The organism is Mesorhizobium sp. CA4 (assembly GCF_020165075.1).
Lineage (GTDB): Bacteria > Pseudomonadota > Alphaproteobacteria > Rhizobiales > Rhizobiaceae > Mesorhizobium.
This window is the reverse complement of sequence record NZ_JAIUHK010000020.1, coordinates 98,415-114,525: the sequence shown is the minus strand read 5'-3', so window position 1 is coordinate 114,525 and position 16,111 is coordinate 98,415. Positions and strand designations below refer to the sequence as shown.

The 16,111-nt window shown below is 63.5% G+C and carries 13 protein-coding genes; 1 reads left to right on the top strand and 12 read right to left on the bottom strand.

The window, feature by feature from the left end; translation table 11 throughout:
• From LB528_RS17740 to oiaX, 3 genes are all read right to left on the bottom strand, one after another.
• On the bottom strand, positions 1-570 hold a 570-nt coding region (locus LB528_RS17740; RefSeq protein WP_224715748.1), incomplete at its 3' end, for a triose-phosphate isomerase.
• Positions 571-634: 64 nt separating this feature from the next.
• Complete coding sequence (locus LB528_RS17735; RefSeq protein WP_224715743.1) at positions 635-1,963, bottom strand: four-carbon acid sugar kinase family protein; 1,329 nt, start codon at positions 1,961-1,963, stop codon at positions 635-637.
• A 2-nt stretch (positions 1,964-1,965) separates the two neighbouring features.
• A complete protein-coding gene (oiaX, locus tag LB528_RS17730) occupies positions 1,966-3,216 on the bottom strand; it encodes a 3-oxo-isoapionate-4-phosphate decarboxylase OiaX (protein WP_224715742.1) in 1,251 nt (416 codons plus the stop codon).
• A gap of 178 nt (positions 3,217-3,394) precedes the next feature.
• Between oiaX and LB528_RS17725 the strand changes: the two genes are divergently transcribed.
• On the top strand, positions 3,395-4,108 hold the full coding sequence (locus tag LB528_RS17725) for a transcriptional regulator NanR (RefSeq protein ID WP_224715741.1): 714 nt from the start codon (positions 3,395-3,397) through the stop codon (positions 4,106-4,108).
• A gap of 6 nt (positions 4,109-4,114) precedes the next feature.
• On the opposite strand, the gene LB528_RS17720 is transcribed toward LB528_RS17725, so the two are convergent.
• The 9 genes from LB528_RS17720 to LB528_RS17680 form a co-directional block, all read right to left on the bottom strand.
• Positions 4,115-6,022, bottom strand: coding sequence for a hypothetical protein (locus tag LB528_RS17720; protein ID WP_224715740.1), 1,908 nt, complete (start codon positions 6,020-6,022; stop codon positions 4,115-4,117).
• On the bottom strand, positions 6,019-7,053 hold the full coding sequence (locus tag LB528_RS17715) for a Gfo/Idh/MocA family protein (protein ID WP_224715747.1): 1,035 nt from the start codon (positions 7,051-7,053) through the stop codon (positions 6,019-6,021). Before LB528_RS17715 ends, LB528_RS17720 begins: the two co-directional genes overlap by 4 nt.
• Positions 7,053-8,117: an ABC transporter permease gene (locus tag LB528_RS17710; protein WP_224517822.1), complete on the bottom strand. Its 1,065-nt coding sequence runs from the start codon at positions 8,115-8,117 to the stop codon at positions 7,053-7,055. The genes LB528_RS17715 and LB528_RS17710 overlap by 1 nt, the downstream gene beginning before the upstream one ends.
• Positions 8,110-9,666 (bottom strand): sugar ABC transporter ATP-binding protein, encoded by a 1,557-nt coding sequence (locus tag LB528_RS17705; protein WP_224715739.1) that lies wholly within the window; start codon positions 9,664-9,666, stop codon positions 8,110-8,112. Before LB528_RS17705 ends, LB528_RS17710 begins: the two co-directional genes overlap by 8 nt.
• On the bottom strand, positions 9,663-10,310 hold the full coding sequence (locus LB528_RS17700) for a DUF2291 family protein (protein WP_224715738.1): 648 nt from the start codon (positions 10,308-10,310) through the stop codon (positions 9,663-9,665). Before LB528_RS17700 ends, LB528_RS17705 begins: the two co-directional genes overlap by 4 nt.
• 80 nt (positions 10,311-10,390) lie before the next feature.
• Positions 10,391-11,332 (bottom strand): D-ribose ABC transporter substrate-binding protein, encoded by a 942-nt coding sequence (locus tag LB528_RS17695; RefSeq protein ID WP_224517828.1) that lies wholly within the window; start codon positions 11,330-11,332, stop codon positions 10,391-10,393.
• A 259-nt stretch (positions 11,333-11,591) separates the two neighbouring features.
• Positions 11,592-12,419 carry a phosphogluconate dehydrogenase C-terminal domain-containing protein gene (locus tag LB528_RS17690; protein ID WP_224715737.1) on the bottom strand — a complete coding sequence of 276 codons (828 nt, stop codon included), beginning with the start codon at positions 12,417-12,419 and terminating at the stop codon, positions 11,592-11,594.
• Positions 12,420-12,526: 107 nt separating this feature from the next.
• On the bottom strand, positions 12,527-13,564 hold the full coding sequence (locus LB528_RS17685) for an ABC transporter permease (RefSeq protein WP_224715736.1): 1,038 nt from the start codon (positions 13,562-13,564) through the stop codon (positions 12,527-12,529).
• A complete protein-coding gene (locus LB528_RS17680) occupies positions 13,561-16,041 on the bottom strand; it encodes an ATP-binding cassette domain-containing protein (protein ID WP_224715735.1) in 2,481 nt (826 codons plus the stop codon). Before LB528_RS17680 ends, LB528_RS17685 begins: the two co-directional genes overlap by 4 nt.
• Between the last annotated feature and the right edge of the window lie 70 nt (positions 16,042-16,111).

The window sequence follows — 16,111 nt, the reverse complement described above, 5'->3', positions numbered from 1 at the left end:
CGCCTGGCGGGCGTCGGCGTAGTCCGAGGTTGCCGGAATGCCGTTGGCGCCGATCGCCCAGACCGGCTCGTAGGCGAGCAGGATCGGCGCGGTCTTCTGCGCGGCGCCGAGCCTGGAGAGTGCGCCGCGCACCTGCTTGGCAAGCACCTCGCTGGCAAGGCCGGCCTCGCGCTCGGCCAATGTCTCGCCGATGCAGATCAGCGGGATGAGGCCGTGGCGCATCGCGGCTTGCGTCTTGAGGCCCACGGTTTCGTCGGTCTCGCCGAAATGCTCACGGCGCTCCGAATGGCCGAGCTCGACGATATCAAGGTTGCAATCCCGCAGCATCACCGGCGAGATCTCGCCGGTCCATGCCCCCTCGTCGGCCCAGTGCATGTTCTGCGCGCCAACCTTGACGGACGTATCCTTCAGCATCGCCTTGACCTCGCGCGCCGCCGTGAAGGGCGGGATGACGAAGCGCTGGACACGCGGGTCGCCTTCCGGATCGGTAAGCAGCCCGCCGGCAAAGGCGCGCGCCTCGGCCAGCGTCTTGTTCATTTTCCAGCTGGTCCCGATCCAGAGCTGAGGCATCTGTGTCATTGGTCAGTTCCCTGGCGACAGCGAGCCGGAGGGGCGAGAGTGCGGCACGGTGCTGTCAATTGCCGAGGCCATCACGAATGGCTGAAAAATAACGATCGGCCCCGACCTGCCCGCCCTTCAGCGCGACCTCCAGCCCGTCGATCGCGGGTATGCTCGAATGGGCGACGCAAAGCGGCGAGCCGGGAGAGGACGGCAGCGGCATTCTCATTGTCAGCGCGTCAACGCCCATCTGTCCAAGCGCGTGGCTGGAGGTATCGCCTCCGGCGATGATCACGCGCTGCAACTTCTGCTCCACGGTCAACGCGCGCAGCAGTTCGCCCAGGCCGCGTCCAAGCTTGTGGCGGGCGCCTTCCTGGCGATCGATCTCGGCGCCGCGGTCAGCGGCGGGGCCAAGTGCGGTGTAGAGAATGACGCTGCGTCCGGCCTCAAGGCTGGCCTTGCCGGCTGCAGCCGCGCGCGCCATCGCCTTCTCGGAATGCTCCGAGACCAGCTCGACCGGGTCGACCTCAATGCCGTCGAACCCGTCGCTCATCGCATGGCGGATCTGTCGCTCCGTCGTCGGCGAGCAACTCCCCGACACCACCGCGATGCGGTCGGCCGCACCCGGGGGCGGGAATATTCCATCGCCCGGAACGGTATCGCCAGCCCATTGGCAAAGAAGCGCATATTCAATGCCGGAGGAACCGACGACGAAGTGGCCGCCTGGCGTACGGGTGCGCCATATTTCCCGGCCAGCAAGCGCTTGCGTTTCGCGGCTGTCGACATCGATAAGCACGATGTTGCAGTCCCGGAGGAGGCGGTCGAGAGCCTCCGATCGAGATGGCGATTGCGCCGTCGCCAGGTCGAGCAGCCCCAACGCAAGCTTTGTCTGCCGCGACAGATGCACCAGAAGGTCGGATTCGTCCATCGGCGTTGCCGGATGGCGGCTCATCACTGGATGGCGGTCGATGCGGTAGTATTTGTCACGATAGGCCGCGAAGAGATGACCGAAGGCTGTGTAGCGCTTGAGCTGCGGCGCGCCGACCACCAGCGGCACGCAACCCTGTTCGAATACCGCGCGGCCGATCTCGATCGCGCGACCGATGCTGCCGATCGTCGGGCTGGAATCGAAGGTGGAGCAGACCTTGTAATGGCAGAGCTCGGCTTCCAGCGTTTTCAGCCAGGTGAAAGCCTCTTCCAGATGCGTATCCATCCAGGCCGGCGACTCGCTGCGGCTGGTGCCGGCGAGCCCGACGGCACGGCAATGCGCGAAGCGCGCCAGCAGTCCGGCAGCCGGCTTGCGCATGAACAGAACGGTCGGCACGCCGCCGAGCTCCAGCGCCTCCATGACGTCGGTCGAGCCGGTCAGGTCGTCGCCATAGTAGCTGAGAAGCAGCTTCTGCATGCTCACGCCGCCTTGCCGTCGGCGAATTTCTCGATCGAGTGCGCCAGTTCCGCATGGTCTTTGGCAAACTCTGTCAGCGGAATGCCCTCGACCGCTGCCTGCCATGCCTGGAGCACGGCGCGCACGCCGCCTGCTGGCCCGTCTGGATGGCTGACAATGCCGCCGCCGCATAGATAAAGCAGGTCGATCGTGCGCCCTGTGCGTCGATAGGTCTCCGGCGCCTGGCCGCCCCACTGACCGGAGCAGGCCACAGGCAGCGCGCAATCCTCTGGCGAAAACATCGGCGTCGTCACCGCCTGGAATGAGCGGATGAACGAGTCATCAGGTTCCCAGTATTTCGAGGCGATTCCATTGATCTGGAACTGGTCCACCCCGAGCAGCCGCCAGAATTGCTGCCAGACCTGGAAATCCATGCCGAGCCCCGGATGGCGGGTGAGGATATCCCAGCCATTGCGGTGTGCGTGCAGCACCAGTCCGGAGCGTTTGCGCAAGAAAGCCATGCCGCCGAAGCCGATGGAGTTGATGTTGATGACGGCGCAATTACCGCCGGCTTCAAGCACCAGATCGTGGTTGCGCATCATTTCGTCCGGATCGGCATGCGATATGCCGAAAGCGTACATCACCTTCTTGCCGGTCTTCTGCTCATGATCCAGGATCAGCGGCATGATTGCCTTCACCCGCTCCGACAGCGGCGAATATGCCGGGCTCATCAGCTTCTCGTCGTCCTTGATGAAATCGACGCCGGCCTCGATCAGTTCGCCCACCATCGCGGCCGTCTCGTGTGGTCTCAAGCCAAGCGCCGGCTTGACAATCGTGCCGATGATCGGGCGGCCTTCGACGCCGGTCAGCCTGCGGCTGCCGGAGACACCGAATCGCGGGCCGGGATGGGCGCCCCTGAATTCCTCCGGCAACTTCATGTCGACGACGCGGATGCCGGACAATCCCCTGATCGAAAAGGTGCCGCCGATCGCAATTGTCATGAGCGCCGCCAGATCGGTGCCGATGGCGTCCAAAGGGAAGGCGATGTCGATATCGGCGCGCTTGAAGGGACCGCCGCCGGCCTCTGGTATTGAAGGTTGCGCCGCGTCCGGCAAATGGCGGATCGCTAGCACGCGCGCCGCAACCCGCGTCTTCAGCTCCTCGGTTTCGCCGGGCACAGCGACGAACGTGCCGGTCGACTGGTCGCTCGCGATCTTGGCCGCCAGCGCCTCGATGCTTCCCGAGGTTTCGATCCGGTAAGTGAGAGTGATCATGGCCGGCTACTCAGTCGAAAGGCAGGAAAATAATTCCCTGCGCGTCAAATCTGGTATAATGAGTACATAAGCATTGCAAGTGTTATCATGCCCGCGCAGCGTGTGGACCGACAGGCATTCCGGTTCTTGCGCGTGCAGTGCTAAAACGGAAACTGGGTCTAGGGAGTGATTCGCGCAGATGAACCGTTCGGAGCCGATCGTCCGGCGCAAGCTGTCCGATGAAGTCTTTGTCAGGTTGAAGCGCCTCATCACCAGCGGCGAGTTGCAACCGGGCGACGACATGCCGTCCGAGCGCGAGCTGATGGAGCGCTTCGAGGTCGGTCGTCCAGCAATCCGTGAGGCGATGCAGGCGCTGAGCAACATGGGCCTGGTCGCCATCTCGCATGGCGAGCGTGCCAAGGTACTGCAGCTCACCGCCAAATCGATCATCAAGCAGGTCGACGGCGCCGCGAAGATCATCCTGTCTTCGTCGAAGGACACGCTGGAGCATTTGAAGAGCGCACGCATCTTCTTCGAGCGCGGCATGGTCAAGGAAGCGGCGGAGAAGGCTACCCCCGAGGACGTGCAGCGGCTCAAGGCAACGGTCGCCGAGCAACGTGGCGCGCGCGGCGATGCCGAGGCATTCATCTCCGCCGACATGAAGTTTCACACCCAGATCGCGGCGATCTCGGGCAATCCGATCTATGTCGCGGTCAGCGAGGCGATGCTCGGCTGGCTGAAGGAATACCACACGGAAATGCTGATCTGGACCGGCAAGGAAAAGTTCACGCTGACCGAGCACGAAGAGATCGTCAGCCGCATCGAGAAGGGCGACGCCGAAGGCGCCGAAAAGGCGATGATCAAGCACCTCGAACGCTCGCGCGCCCTCTACGCGATGAGCTCTGAGAAGTAACTTCGCTCAGCCCATTCTGGCTATGGCGTAAGCCGGCATGGTGATGTGCCTTGAACCCGCGCCGGGTTCAAGCGTGTGCTCACCTGCTGCGTCCCAGACGCTGACCGGGCCTGCCGCTTCGGCGAGGACGGACGAGGCGTCGACCGCGACATTGTGCGGCGTGAAATTTGCCAACCAGGTTGTGATGGCACCAGTCGGCGAACGTCCTGCAAGCACTGCCACGCGATTCTCATCAGTTGAGCGCATCGCAATATGCGTGTGGCCAGCCAGCGCAGCGAGGCCCTGGATCGCGTGGAACATCGGACGCGGCGTTCCTTCCTGCGCCGGTTCGCCGGCGGCGGCCAGCAGGCCGAACGACCCTGTGAAGCTGGAGAGCGTCAGCATCTCCAGCCCGGTCGACGCCACGCGCGCGGCATAGCCGATCGTCCAGGCGGCAGCGAACAGGCCGGCATGGCGCGGATCGCGGTTGGCCATGGCGATGCGCTGGCCGTCAAAATTGTCCTTGGTCGCGCCGCCATAGGGGTTCTGCCGCATGGCGATGGTCGAGGGCCCGATGCGATAGGGCTTCGCGCCGTAGATCGCCCGTGCCGACTGGGTGATGAATGGCAGCGCTTCCAGCGATTGCATGACGCTGAGATCGTCGGCCGCATGCACGATCGGGCAGGTGCAATGGCTGACGAAATCCAGCGCGCCGGCCGGAACCCGCTTGCGGTTGAGCTCGGTGAAATAGCTGAACATGCCGCCGCCGAGCCGGATGCCGGGGAAGGCGCGGCGAGCCGCGGCATAAACATCCTCGAGCGGCGGGCAGGCCGGCCAGGTGCTGCCGGGTGGCGTCGACTGCCGGTCGACCGAAGGCGAGACCGCGATGGCATCGAGCCGCAGGCCTGCCTTACGCACCATCTCGGCGACGCCGGAGAGTTCGACGTCGAGATCGCCGGCGCAGGCGACGACGCATTCGAGGGTCGTCTCGGCGGGGAATGCGGCTGCAAGGCCGGCATGAGCGTGCAAGGCCTCCAGGCCATGGCCACGCGTCGGATCGTAATGGAGGAGAAGCTGTTGGGGGCCTAGCTTGCTAAGCAGCGGCAGTTTGCCCAAAGCCGCCTCGACATCTTCCGGATAGATGACCACGCCGATATCGGGCAGCTTCGCTCCGGCCTCGCCAAGTTCGATGCATACCGGCTCGGCTGCGGTTGCCGCGCCAGCCATCTTGGAGCCGCCCGTTATGTGCAGGGTGATGGTCTGTCGATTTGTTTGTCCCGCCGGCAGCATATAAGGCCATGGCAGCGCCAGTGGCCGCACATAAGTCTTGTATGAGGCGTCCGACCAGTTGCGTTGGTCCTCCATCTCGAAAACGTCGCCTTCCATGCGGCATTCGGCACTGACCCCCGGCCGCACCTGATGGGTGATGGCGCGCATATCCTTGAACGGCTGCCATGGGTCGATCAGCAGCGGCAGCTCAGTGTGCACCGCGCTGCCGTCGGAGTGCTCGATCTTCACCGGGCTGCCGGCGAGTCCGGCAATCGGATGCAGGATGCAGAAGCCGCAGCGATTGGTCTCGAAATCCGTTTCGGAAAACGCGCTCACATCGAAAACGAGACGGCCATCGGCGTGTCCCTCGATTGTGGCGCGGAAATCGAGCCGGCTGCCGTTCGGTCCCTCGCAACCGGCCGAATAGCTTACCGAGAAACTGTCGTCGGCCTGCTCGACGAGCAGATCCGTCAGTGTCGGCTCATAGGTGCCCCAGTCGCGATCGCGCACAATATAGGCAATGGCGCGCAGCACCTCGATGCCGTCGTGACGGATCGTGCGTAGATTGCCGTTGACGAGATCGGCGCTGAGCGGGCCGGCGCTGAGTCGGACCGGTTCGGCTTCGACGGCGCGGGTGCCGTAGAGTAGGAATGGATCGTTGGTCATCTGAGCAGGTCGTTGATACGCACTGGTTCGCGGCTGGCGGCACCGGCATAAGCGGCCTCGACCAGAGCGAATGTCTTGAGATTGTCGGCGCCGGAGGTTGCCGGCTCCTTGCCGCTGGCCAGGCACGCGACCCAGTGCTTCTGGATGGCCAGGACGCTTTCCTGGATGTTGTGCCAGGGCCGGGACGCCCAGGGGAGCAGTTGCGGTGAGACATCGGTGACATGGGTGCCGCTCTTGCCGGTCACGGTGAGCTGATAGCCCAGCGATAGCCGGATCGTGCCTTCGCTGCCGTCAAGTTCGACCAGCGTCTCGGGGAACGGTTCGGTGGCAAGCTTCGTCGCATAGCTGCAATCAACCACGGAGGTTGCGCCGCTTTCATGGTCCATGAGTATCGTCGCGACGTCTTCGCCGGCGATGCTCGAATTGATCCGGGCGGTGCGGGCGGTGAGGCTCGACACGTCGCCCAGCAGGAAGCGGGCGATGTCGAGGATGTGGATGCCGAGATCCTCGATGATGAATCGTTTTCCTGTCGCAAGGTAGGGCTGGCCGGAAAAGACGTCATAGCCGGAGCGGAAGGAGATGCGGCCGAAGAACGGTTTGCCGATCTCGCCGCTGTCGAGTACGGCCCGCACGGCCTGGATCGGCGACTGCCAGCGGAAGTTCTCGTGCACCATCAGCGGCACGCCGGCGTCGGCGCAAGCTCTGACCATAGCGATTGCATCGGCAAGCGTCGGTGCGAATGGCTTCTGGCAGATCACCGGGACGCGGTTGGCGGCCGCCAGTTCCACCAGCGGCCGGTGGCTGCCGACGGTGGTCGCGACGTCGACGAAGTCGAGCTTCTCGCCGGCAAACAGCGCGGCTGCATCAGTGTAGCGCCGTGCTACACCGAACTGATCGCCGACGATCCTGAGCCGCTCGGGATCGCGGTCGCAGATCGCGACGATCGAGGCGCCGGCGATGTCGCGCCAGCCATGCATCTGGTTGATGGCGAAAAAGCCACAGCCGATCAGCGCTCCGCGCAATGCCATGATTAGCCCGCCTTCGCCATCTGTATCAGCGTCACGCGGCTCTGCAGCCGGCGCTGCGCCTGATCGACGACGACTGCGACGATGATCACAAGACCCTTGATCACCATTTGCCAGAATGAGCTCACGCCCATCATCACCAGTCCGTCTGAGAGAATGCCGATAACGAAGGCGCCCACGATGGTGCCGCCGATCGTGCCGCGTCCGCCCGACATCGAGGTGCCTCCGAGCACGGCCGCCGCGATGGCGTTGAGCTCGAAGCTCTCGCCAGTGGCGGGGTGCGATGCCATCAGTTCCGACGAGATGATGAGGCCGACGATCGCTGCGCAAAAACCGGAGAACATGTAGACGAACATCTTCACCATATTGACGCGAACGCCTGAAATCCGCGCCGCGCGCTCGTTGCCGCCAACCGCGAAGATGTGGCGGCCGAGCGGCGTAAACCTTGCGAGATAGGCCGCACCCAGCGCGACCACGACCAGGATCCAGATCGAGACAGGGAGGCCGAGCAGCCTGCCGGCACCGAGATAGCCGAAGCCGGTGGTGCCGAGTTCCGGCTTGCCGACGAGGTTGGGGAAGGTGCGGCCATCCGATGCCAGCAACGCCAGGCCGCGCGCGACATAGAGCGTGCCGAGCGTGGCGATGAAGGGCGCGACGTTCAGCCTGGTGATCAGCAGGCCGTTGACGGCGCCGATCGCGATGCCGACCGCAAGTGTGATGAGCGCGATTTCCACGACGTTGAAATAGACCGTGTAGCCGATCTCAAGGTCTATGCCGTTGAGCACCAGGTAGCCGGCGACCATGCCGCACAGGCCGACGATCGAGCCGACCGACAGGTCGATGCCACCGGTGATGATGACGAAAGTCATCCCCATGGCGAGGAAGGCGTTGAGTGCAACGTGCTTCGCCATCAGGATCAGATTGGCGGCCGAGAGAAAATTCGGCGCCGCGATCGAGAAGACCACCAGCACAGCGATCAGCGCGATGAAGGTCCGCAGCTTCATCAGCGTAAGCAGCAGCGAGCCGCTGGATGCGGAGGAGGCGGGCGCCTTGGCCGAAACGTCAGTCATGGGCGTTGTTCTCCATATTCGGGCTGGGTCCATGGCCAAGCGCCGATGCGGCGATGATCGCCGCTTCGGTCGCCTCGGCGCGATCGAACATGCCCGTCAGCTTTCCGTTACTCATCACCGCGATCCGATCCGACAGCGCCATCACCTCGTCGAGATCCGAAGTGGCGAAAAGGATGCCCAGCCCATCACGCGAAAGCTTGCGCATGGTGCGGAACACATCGGCCTTGGCGCCGACATCGATGCCGCGGCTGGGCTCGTCCATCAAAAGCACTTTCGGCCCGGTGAGCAGCGCCTTGCCGATCACCACCTTCTGCTGGTTGCCGCCCGACAGAGACGACACTTCCTGCGCCGGATCGGCGACCTTGATCGCCAGCTCGCGCACCATCTGCGCCACCGCCTGTCGCTCGGCGCCGCCGCGGATGTGGAACAGGCTGACGAAGCGCGACAGGCTGGCCAAAGTCAGATTGCTTGCCACCGACAGGATTGACACCAGACCCTCGCGCTGCCGGTCTTCCGGGATCAGAGCCAGGCCGCGCTGGATGCGCCGTGCCGTATCGCGCTCCCGGATCTGCTTTCCGTCGATAAAGATTTTGCCGCTCGCCTGCCCGTGGCGTCCCATGATGCAGTCGAACAGCTCACTGCGTCCGGCGCCCATCAGCCCGTAGATGCCGAGGATCTCGCCGGCGCGCAAGGAGAGCGAGACGTGGTCGACGGCCAGTCCCCCGCTGACGCGCGGCAGGCAGATCTCCTCGGCGCGGAACACCTCCGCGCCGGGTTGATGGCGGTCGGCCTTTGCGAAATCCTTCGCGTCCGAGCCGATCATCTGCCGCACGATCCACTGTGTGTCGACGTTTCGCATCTCCTCCTGGCCGGTGATGCGTCCGTCGCGCAGCACGGTGATGAAGTCGCCGATGCGGATCAGCTCCTCCAGCCGGTGAGAGATATAGACGATGGCGACGCCACGCGCCTTGAGATCGGCGATCACCTTGAACAGTATCTCCACTTCCGCCGCGCTCAGCGCCGAGGTCGGCTCGTCCATGATCAGGATGCGCGCGTCGAGCGAGACCGCCTTGGCGATCTCGACCAGCTGCTGCTGACCGATACGCAAATCCTCAACCAGCATGTCCGGTCGGATCCCAGCTTCCAGCTGTTCGAGGAATTCGGCGGCGCGCCGTTCTTGCTCCTTGTGGTCGATCTTGCGGAATGCGTTGGTGATCTCGCGCGTGGCAAAAATATTTTCGGCGACCGTGAGGTTGCCGAAAAGGTTCAGTTCCTGGAACACCATGCCGATGCCGCGGCTCACGGCGTCTGCGGATGACGAGAAGGAAACCTCGTTTCCGTCGAACACGATGCGGCCTGCGGTTGGCCGCTCGACGCCGGCGATGATCTTCATCAGCGTCGACTTGCCTGCGCCGTTCTCGCCGACCAGCACGTTGACTGCGCCCTTGCGCACCCCGAAATTGGCATGCTTGACCGCCACGGTACCGGCATAGACCTTGGAGATATCCTCCAGCTTGAGGATGACGTCCTGACCCGGCGAGGAACTCACGGCTTGGGCCCGATCTCGGCCTCCGCCGGCGTCACCAGCGGCAGGTCCTGCCCGCCTTCGATCGTGTAAGCGCCGAGCACCTTGGCGGTGCGGCCCTCCAGCCCGTCGCGCGGCAACTTGGACAACACCGTCTTGTCCACATAGGCATTGAAAGCCTTGCCGAACTGGGCGAAGTCGATCTGGTTGGTGAAATCGTTGAACTGTACGAAGTCGAGGCTGTCGCGCAGGGCGGTGCCGCGCATGGCCGGCCCGATCTGCACCCGCGCATCCGCCTTGCCGTCGCCATCGACGTCGACGTCGATGGTTGCCGCGCGCGACTGTGTGTTGGCGGCGACGACCTTGCCTTCGAGGCGCACAGCGAAGGTCCATGGCGAATTCGCCTGTTTCTTCGGATTGCCGTACTTGGAACCGGCAGCGGCGGGATCGATTTTGGCGAGTGCATGGACCTGTGCAAATGGGCCTGCCTTCTGCTGCAGGTAGGGGATGACTTTCGAGGCCCAGATATCTTCGACCATCTTGTCGGGATTGAAGGCAGAGCTGCTGGCGTTATCGCCGCCTTGCGCGGACGGCGTCGGCAGAATCTTACAGGCGCTGAGGCCGACGGCGGCTGTGAGCGCAATTAGCAGCCAACTCTGCTTGGTCATGGGAATCAACAATACCCGACAGTGAAATGGAGGCGAGGGACGAACGTGCGTTCGTCCCTCGCAGCTTGCATCGCGCCAGCTCAGTTCTTGAGCGCGAAGGTCTCCAGCTTGGGAGCATTGTCGCCGTTGATCAGGACGCAGTCCATGAGCTGCTTTTCCTTCTCGGGAGACTTCTTGTTCTTGATGTAGTCATTGGCCTGCTCGACGGCCATCTGCGCCTGGGCGAAGGCCGGCTGGAGCACCGTCGCCTTGATGCCGCCTGAGGTAATGGAGTCGCGAACGTCGTTCGAACCGTCGAAGCCGACGACGATGACATCCTTGCGGCCGGCGGCTGCCAACGCCGCGTAGGCGCCCATTGCCATGGTGTCGTTGCCGGAGATCACGCCTTTGACGTTCGGGTTGGCCTGCAGGATCGATTCCATCTTGGAATAGGCCTCAGTCTGGCTCCAGTTGGCCGACTGCTGCGCCACCATCTTCAGATCTGGATAGTCGTCGATGACGTCGTGATAGCCCTTGGAGCGGATGCCGGCATTGGTGTCGGATTCCTTGCCGACCAGCTCGACATAATTACCCTTCTCGCCCATCAGCTTGACGAACTCCTGCGCCCCGAGCTGGGCGCCCTGATAGTTGTTGGAGACGATCTGTGCGACGGCAACGCCGGTGGCGTTGATCTCGCGGTCGATCAGGAAAGAGGGGACCCCCGCGTCCTTGGCCTTCTGCACGGCGGCAACGGTGGCGTCGGCGCCGGCATTGTCGAGGATGATCGCCTTGGCGCCGCGGCCGATCGCCGTGTCGATCAACTGCGATTGCTTGTTGGCGTCGTCGTCATGGACCAGCACCAGCGTCTCGTAGCCGAGTTCCTTGGCCTTCGCCTCGGCGCCGACGGCCTCCGCCTTGAAGAACGGATTGTCATGCGAAGGTGTGATGATCGCGATCAGGTCCGCCGCATAGGCGGGCATCGCCGTGCCGATAGCCAGCATGCCGGCAAAAGCCGCCAGCGTCATTCTGCGAGTGAGTTTCATGATGTCCTCCCGTTGAAAAACCCTGCCTCGAAACGGTCCGAGGCGGTTGTCTGCGTTTGAATTCGTCAGGCGGGTGCAGGCTGCACCGTTCAGATTGACGACGTTCGCCGGCTTTTATCCGAACCAATCCGCGCTGCCGGCACCCCGATATTCCTCCGCTCGTCCAGCTGCGGATTCCCAGCGACCCCAAGCAGGATCAGCTAATGCCAACTGGTATAATGAGTCAACCACAAATTCAGGTGACATGTACCTGGCGATCTCAGGTGATGCGCTGAATGCTTGCGGCGATCTCCTGCGGCTCAAAAACGCGCTTCCAGTCGTCGCGCATCAGCGCCGGCTTGCCGAACTCGATCGCCTTGTTGCAGGCGTCGGAGAACACGCCCTTGGTTTCGCCGAAGATGACGGCGCCGAGCACGTTCATATGGCCAAGCAGGAAATCCAGCGCCGCCTGCCGGTCGACGCCGCGCGCCACAACCTCGTCGAGGGCCTCCTTCATGACGACGAGCAGCGAAGCGCACACCGTTTCGGAGAGCCCCGGCTCAAGCAACGCCATCTGCTCAACGGTCACGCGGTGCGAGCGCATCACCGGGGCCCAAATGATCCGGGCGATCCTTTCGCCCTTGGCGTAGTCCTCTTCCGGTCCCTGCAGCAGGGCGCTCACGAAATGCTGCTTGGCCTTTACGCCACCGAAGAAGTCCTTCTTGGCCGCCATGTCGGTCTCGTCGTTGAAGATTGGCGGATGGCAGGGATGTGTGACGAAGTAGGTGAGGTCGGGACGGTTGGGCAGGTGGCCGGCGAAAGGTGCGGCTGCGTCGAGAACTATCACCATTGTGCCAGGCGAAAGCTTGCTTTCGATGCCGGCGGCAACCTTGCCGATATGTGTATCAGGAACTGCCAGGATGACGGCGTCGGCGCCGTTTAGCGCCTGGTCGACGCCCACCGTGTCGATGCCAAGGCCCGATTTCAGCCGCTCCTGACCCGTCTCGCTGATTTCGACATGGCGGATTTCATAAGGGGAACCACGAAAATTGGTGGCCAATCGATAGCCCATTTTCCCGCCCGCACCAAAAAGCGCAATCGTTGTCATCGAACCCTGCTCCTGATGTTCAGACGATCGACCGCGGCCGATTCATCATCTTCATACTGGTATGATCACCCTACCACATTGGCAAGAGGAATCGTGTATCGCTGCCGTTATTCGGGTCGGGTCGGCGCGGCCCCAACCGCTGTCTTCGCCGAGGTCTGCTCGCTCTCAGCGGAATCGACGGATGCGCGCCGCGCCAATGCCTGCCGACCCGCCAGGGCCAGCACGAAGATGACAACGATGCCCTGCACGATGTCCTGAACGCCAGGTGGCAGGCCGATGATCTGCATGGTGGTGACGATCAGGATGAGCAGGACGCTGGCAAAGAGCGTGCCGAGAGCGGTCGCCGCGCCCCCGAAGATCAATGTCCCGCCGAGCACAACTGCTGCGATCGATTGCAACAGATAGGGCTGGCCCATCTCGAGGAAGGCTCCGCCAATATAGGCGCCGAGCAGCAGGCCATCGAGTGAAGCCAGCACCGAGGAGATCACGAAGGCTGATGCGATCACCGGTCCGTTGCGGATTCCGGCAAGCCGCGCTGCGGCTCGGTTCTGGCCGACTGCCGAGAGGAGCTGTCCGAACACGGTGTAGCGCAGCACGAACGACGTTGTGGCTACGCCCAGGATGGCCACTATAGCCATGATCGGCACATCGCCGATGCGTCCCGTCGCAACATCCTTGAGAGCAGGGCTCACCGCAAAGCCCGGTATCGCTTTGTTCGACAGCAGCGTCGCGGTCGCAAGCACATAGCCGGTCGCGAGCGTTGCGATGATTGCTGGAATGCCAAGCACGACGACAAGCAGTGAATTGAGCGCTCCGATCGCAAGGCCAAGCACGATGGCGATGACAACGCCAATGGCGAGGTTCGCATCCTGACCTTTGACGGTGAGCAGCGCTACGAACGCGCTGAGCGTGATCACCGACGCCACGGACAGGTCGATGTTGCCGCGCCCGGTGGTCACCACGAACATCTGGCCGATGCCGACAACCGTTAGGAACGATGCGGACAGCATGACGCCCGACAGGCTGGACAGGCTGAAGCGGCTGGTCACGAAGGAAAGCAGCAGCCACAAAAACAGCACTCCGATCGCCGACCACACCCAGCGGTTCCGCTGCGCCCAGATGCCGAAGCCGGCGAGTGCGTTCATTGCTCGCTCCTGCGATCGGCGGTCAGGCTGCGCAGCGTCAGCAACGCGATCAGGATCAGCCCTTGCGTGGCGGCGTTGTAGTCGCTGCTGACGCTCAGCGTGCCGAGCAACGCACCGATCAGCGACAGCGTCACCGCGCCGGCGACGGCGCCGACCGGCGAGATGATCCCCCCGAGAAGCGAGCAGCCGCCCATCACGACCGCGGCGACGCTGAGAAGCGTGTATGAATTGCCCGAATTGATGTCGCTTGCAGTGTTGATGGCCGTCAGCGATAGACCGGCGGCGGCAGCGAACAATCCGGCGATGAGATAGCGCACCAGCGCATAGCGCGTCGGCGACCATCCCGACCGTATCATCGCCGCGGGATTGTTGCCGAACCCGCGCAACACCACGCCAAGCGGCAACCGGTCGATGGTCAGTATGATCAGCGCCACAGCCGCGATGAGGATGATCGAAGTTGGCACGAAGCCGACCGACCAGTTGAAAAGGCTCGACAGCCAATCCGGACTCGTGCCGCCCGGCGTAGGTTGCAGGGCATAGCCTATTCCTACCCAGATGAAGGACGCGCCGAGCGTGACCACGATCGCGGGGATCTTGCGCGCTTGAATAAGCCCGCCAAGCCCGGCATAGGCAGCAACGGCCGCCGCCAACGTCAGCGCGCCAAGCCATGGCTGATCGTAGAGCAGGGTGGCGCTGAGCACACTAACCAGTCCGGCGAAGGCGCCGACGCCGAGATCGATCTCGCTGCCGCCGACGATGAGCATCTGCGCAGCCGTTACCAACACCAGCGACAATGCTGGCATCAGCAACAGATCGACCCCGAAAGTCGAGGCGACCGCCGGATTGATGGCGATCATGATGGCGAGCACTGCGGCAAGCCCAATGAATGGCGCAGCGTTGACCAGCTTGCGACCGAGCCCGGCCGTTGCGGTCTGGCTTCGCGCGATGCTTGCCCGTTTATCCGTCTCCTGTACGAAGGAGGCCCCGACGATCGCCGACTCGGTGATTGCGTCGCCTCGCAATTCCTTCACGATCCGGCCGCCGGAGAACACCAACACGCGGTCGCAGGCCAGCAATTCGGTGTCTTCGGTCGTGTGCCAGACCAGCACGCGGCCGCCGCGCGCGACCTCATTGCAGAGGCGATAGAAGTCCTGCTTGGTGGCGATGTCGACGCCCCGCGTCGGATCGTCGAGCAGAACGATCGGCGTGTCGGCCACCAGAGCCCGCGCCACCAGCGCCTTCTGCTGGTTGCCGCCGCTGAGCTCGGTGATGTTGGACTGGAAGCGCCTGTCGTCGAGCCGCAGGCGGCTGGCGGCGCCCGAGGCCTTGGCGTGGTTGGCTTTGTCGGAAACGACGCCAAGCGCCGAACGACGGACAACCGCGCCGATGCTGATGTTTCCAAGCACGCTCCACAGCGGGAACACGCCTTCCTTCTGTCGATCGCCGGCGATGAAAGCCGCGTCCGCATGCCTGGTGACGGGCGCGTGTTGCTTCCGGTCGGGTTTGAAGATCGCGTGCAGCAATTCCTTCTGCCCGGAGCCTTCGAGACCTGCGAGTCCCACGATCTCGCCGCGCACGATTTCGACGTCATGGCCGAGCCCGGACGTCAGCGGCCCGGAGAGCCGCACCAGCACATCCTGCGAGGATGCGGTGGACACTGTGTGCTGGTGGACCGGATCGGTGTCGCCGCCCATCAGTTGCACAAGCCGTCCTGTCGAGGCGTCCGCGGCATGGCCCTGCCAGGCGGTGCGACCGTTGCGCAACACCATCACCTGCGTGGCGATGTCGATGATCTCCTGCAGCTTGTGGCTGATGAAGATAAAGGACAGTCCGGCTTTTGCTTTTTCGCGAACAAAGGCCCTCAACTGCTTCGAGCGATCGAGATCGAGTGACGACGTCGGCTCGTCCAGCACGATGAGTTTGACGCCGGGGGTCGCCGCAGCGCGCGCTATCTCCACCATCTGTCGTTCGGCGATGGTGAGGTGTCCGACCTCGGCGTCGGCACTGATGCCGTTGCCGGGGAAGACGGCATCGAGCGCCGCGCGGGCGCGGGTGCGGTAGAGCGCACGCCAGCCCGGGCGGCTTGCCGAGTCGCCTGGGGTTTCCAGGAAAAAATTCTCGGCGACGGACAGGTTGGCGCACAGCGATAGCTCCTGGTGCACCATGCGGATGCCGCGCCGCTGCGCTTCGCCGGTGTCGTAGCCGGCGAAAGCCACCTCTGTCCCGGCAAAGGAAATCGAGCCGAGCGTCGGCCACATCGCGCCACACAGGATGCGCATCAGCGTCGATTTTCCGGCCCCGTTGCCACCGACCAGCCCGATCACGTCGCCTGCGCAGACGGTAAGATCAATTCCTGCATTGGCGAGTGTCGGTCCAAAACTCTTGGTGATCCCGCTAAGCGAAACCACACTTGGCCTGGCAAAAGCCGCATGCGTCGCTGATGCGGCGTCCTGACCGGCAAGGGCAGGGTGGGACATTCGTCCTCCGCTTTCTTCAAGGCTAGATCGGGCGCGCCTTTCGCTGACGCCCGATCGAAGTCGCCTGACA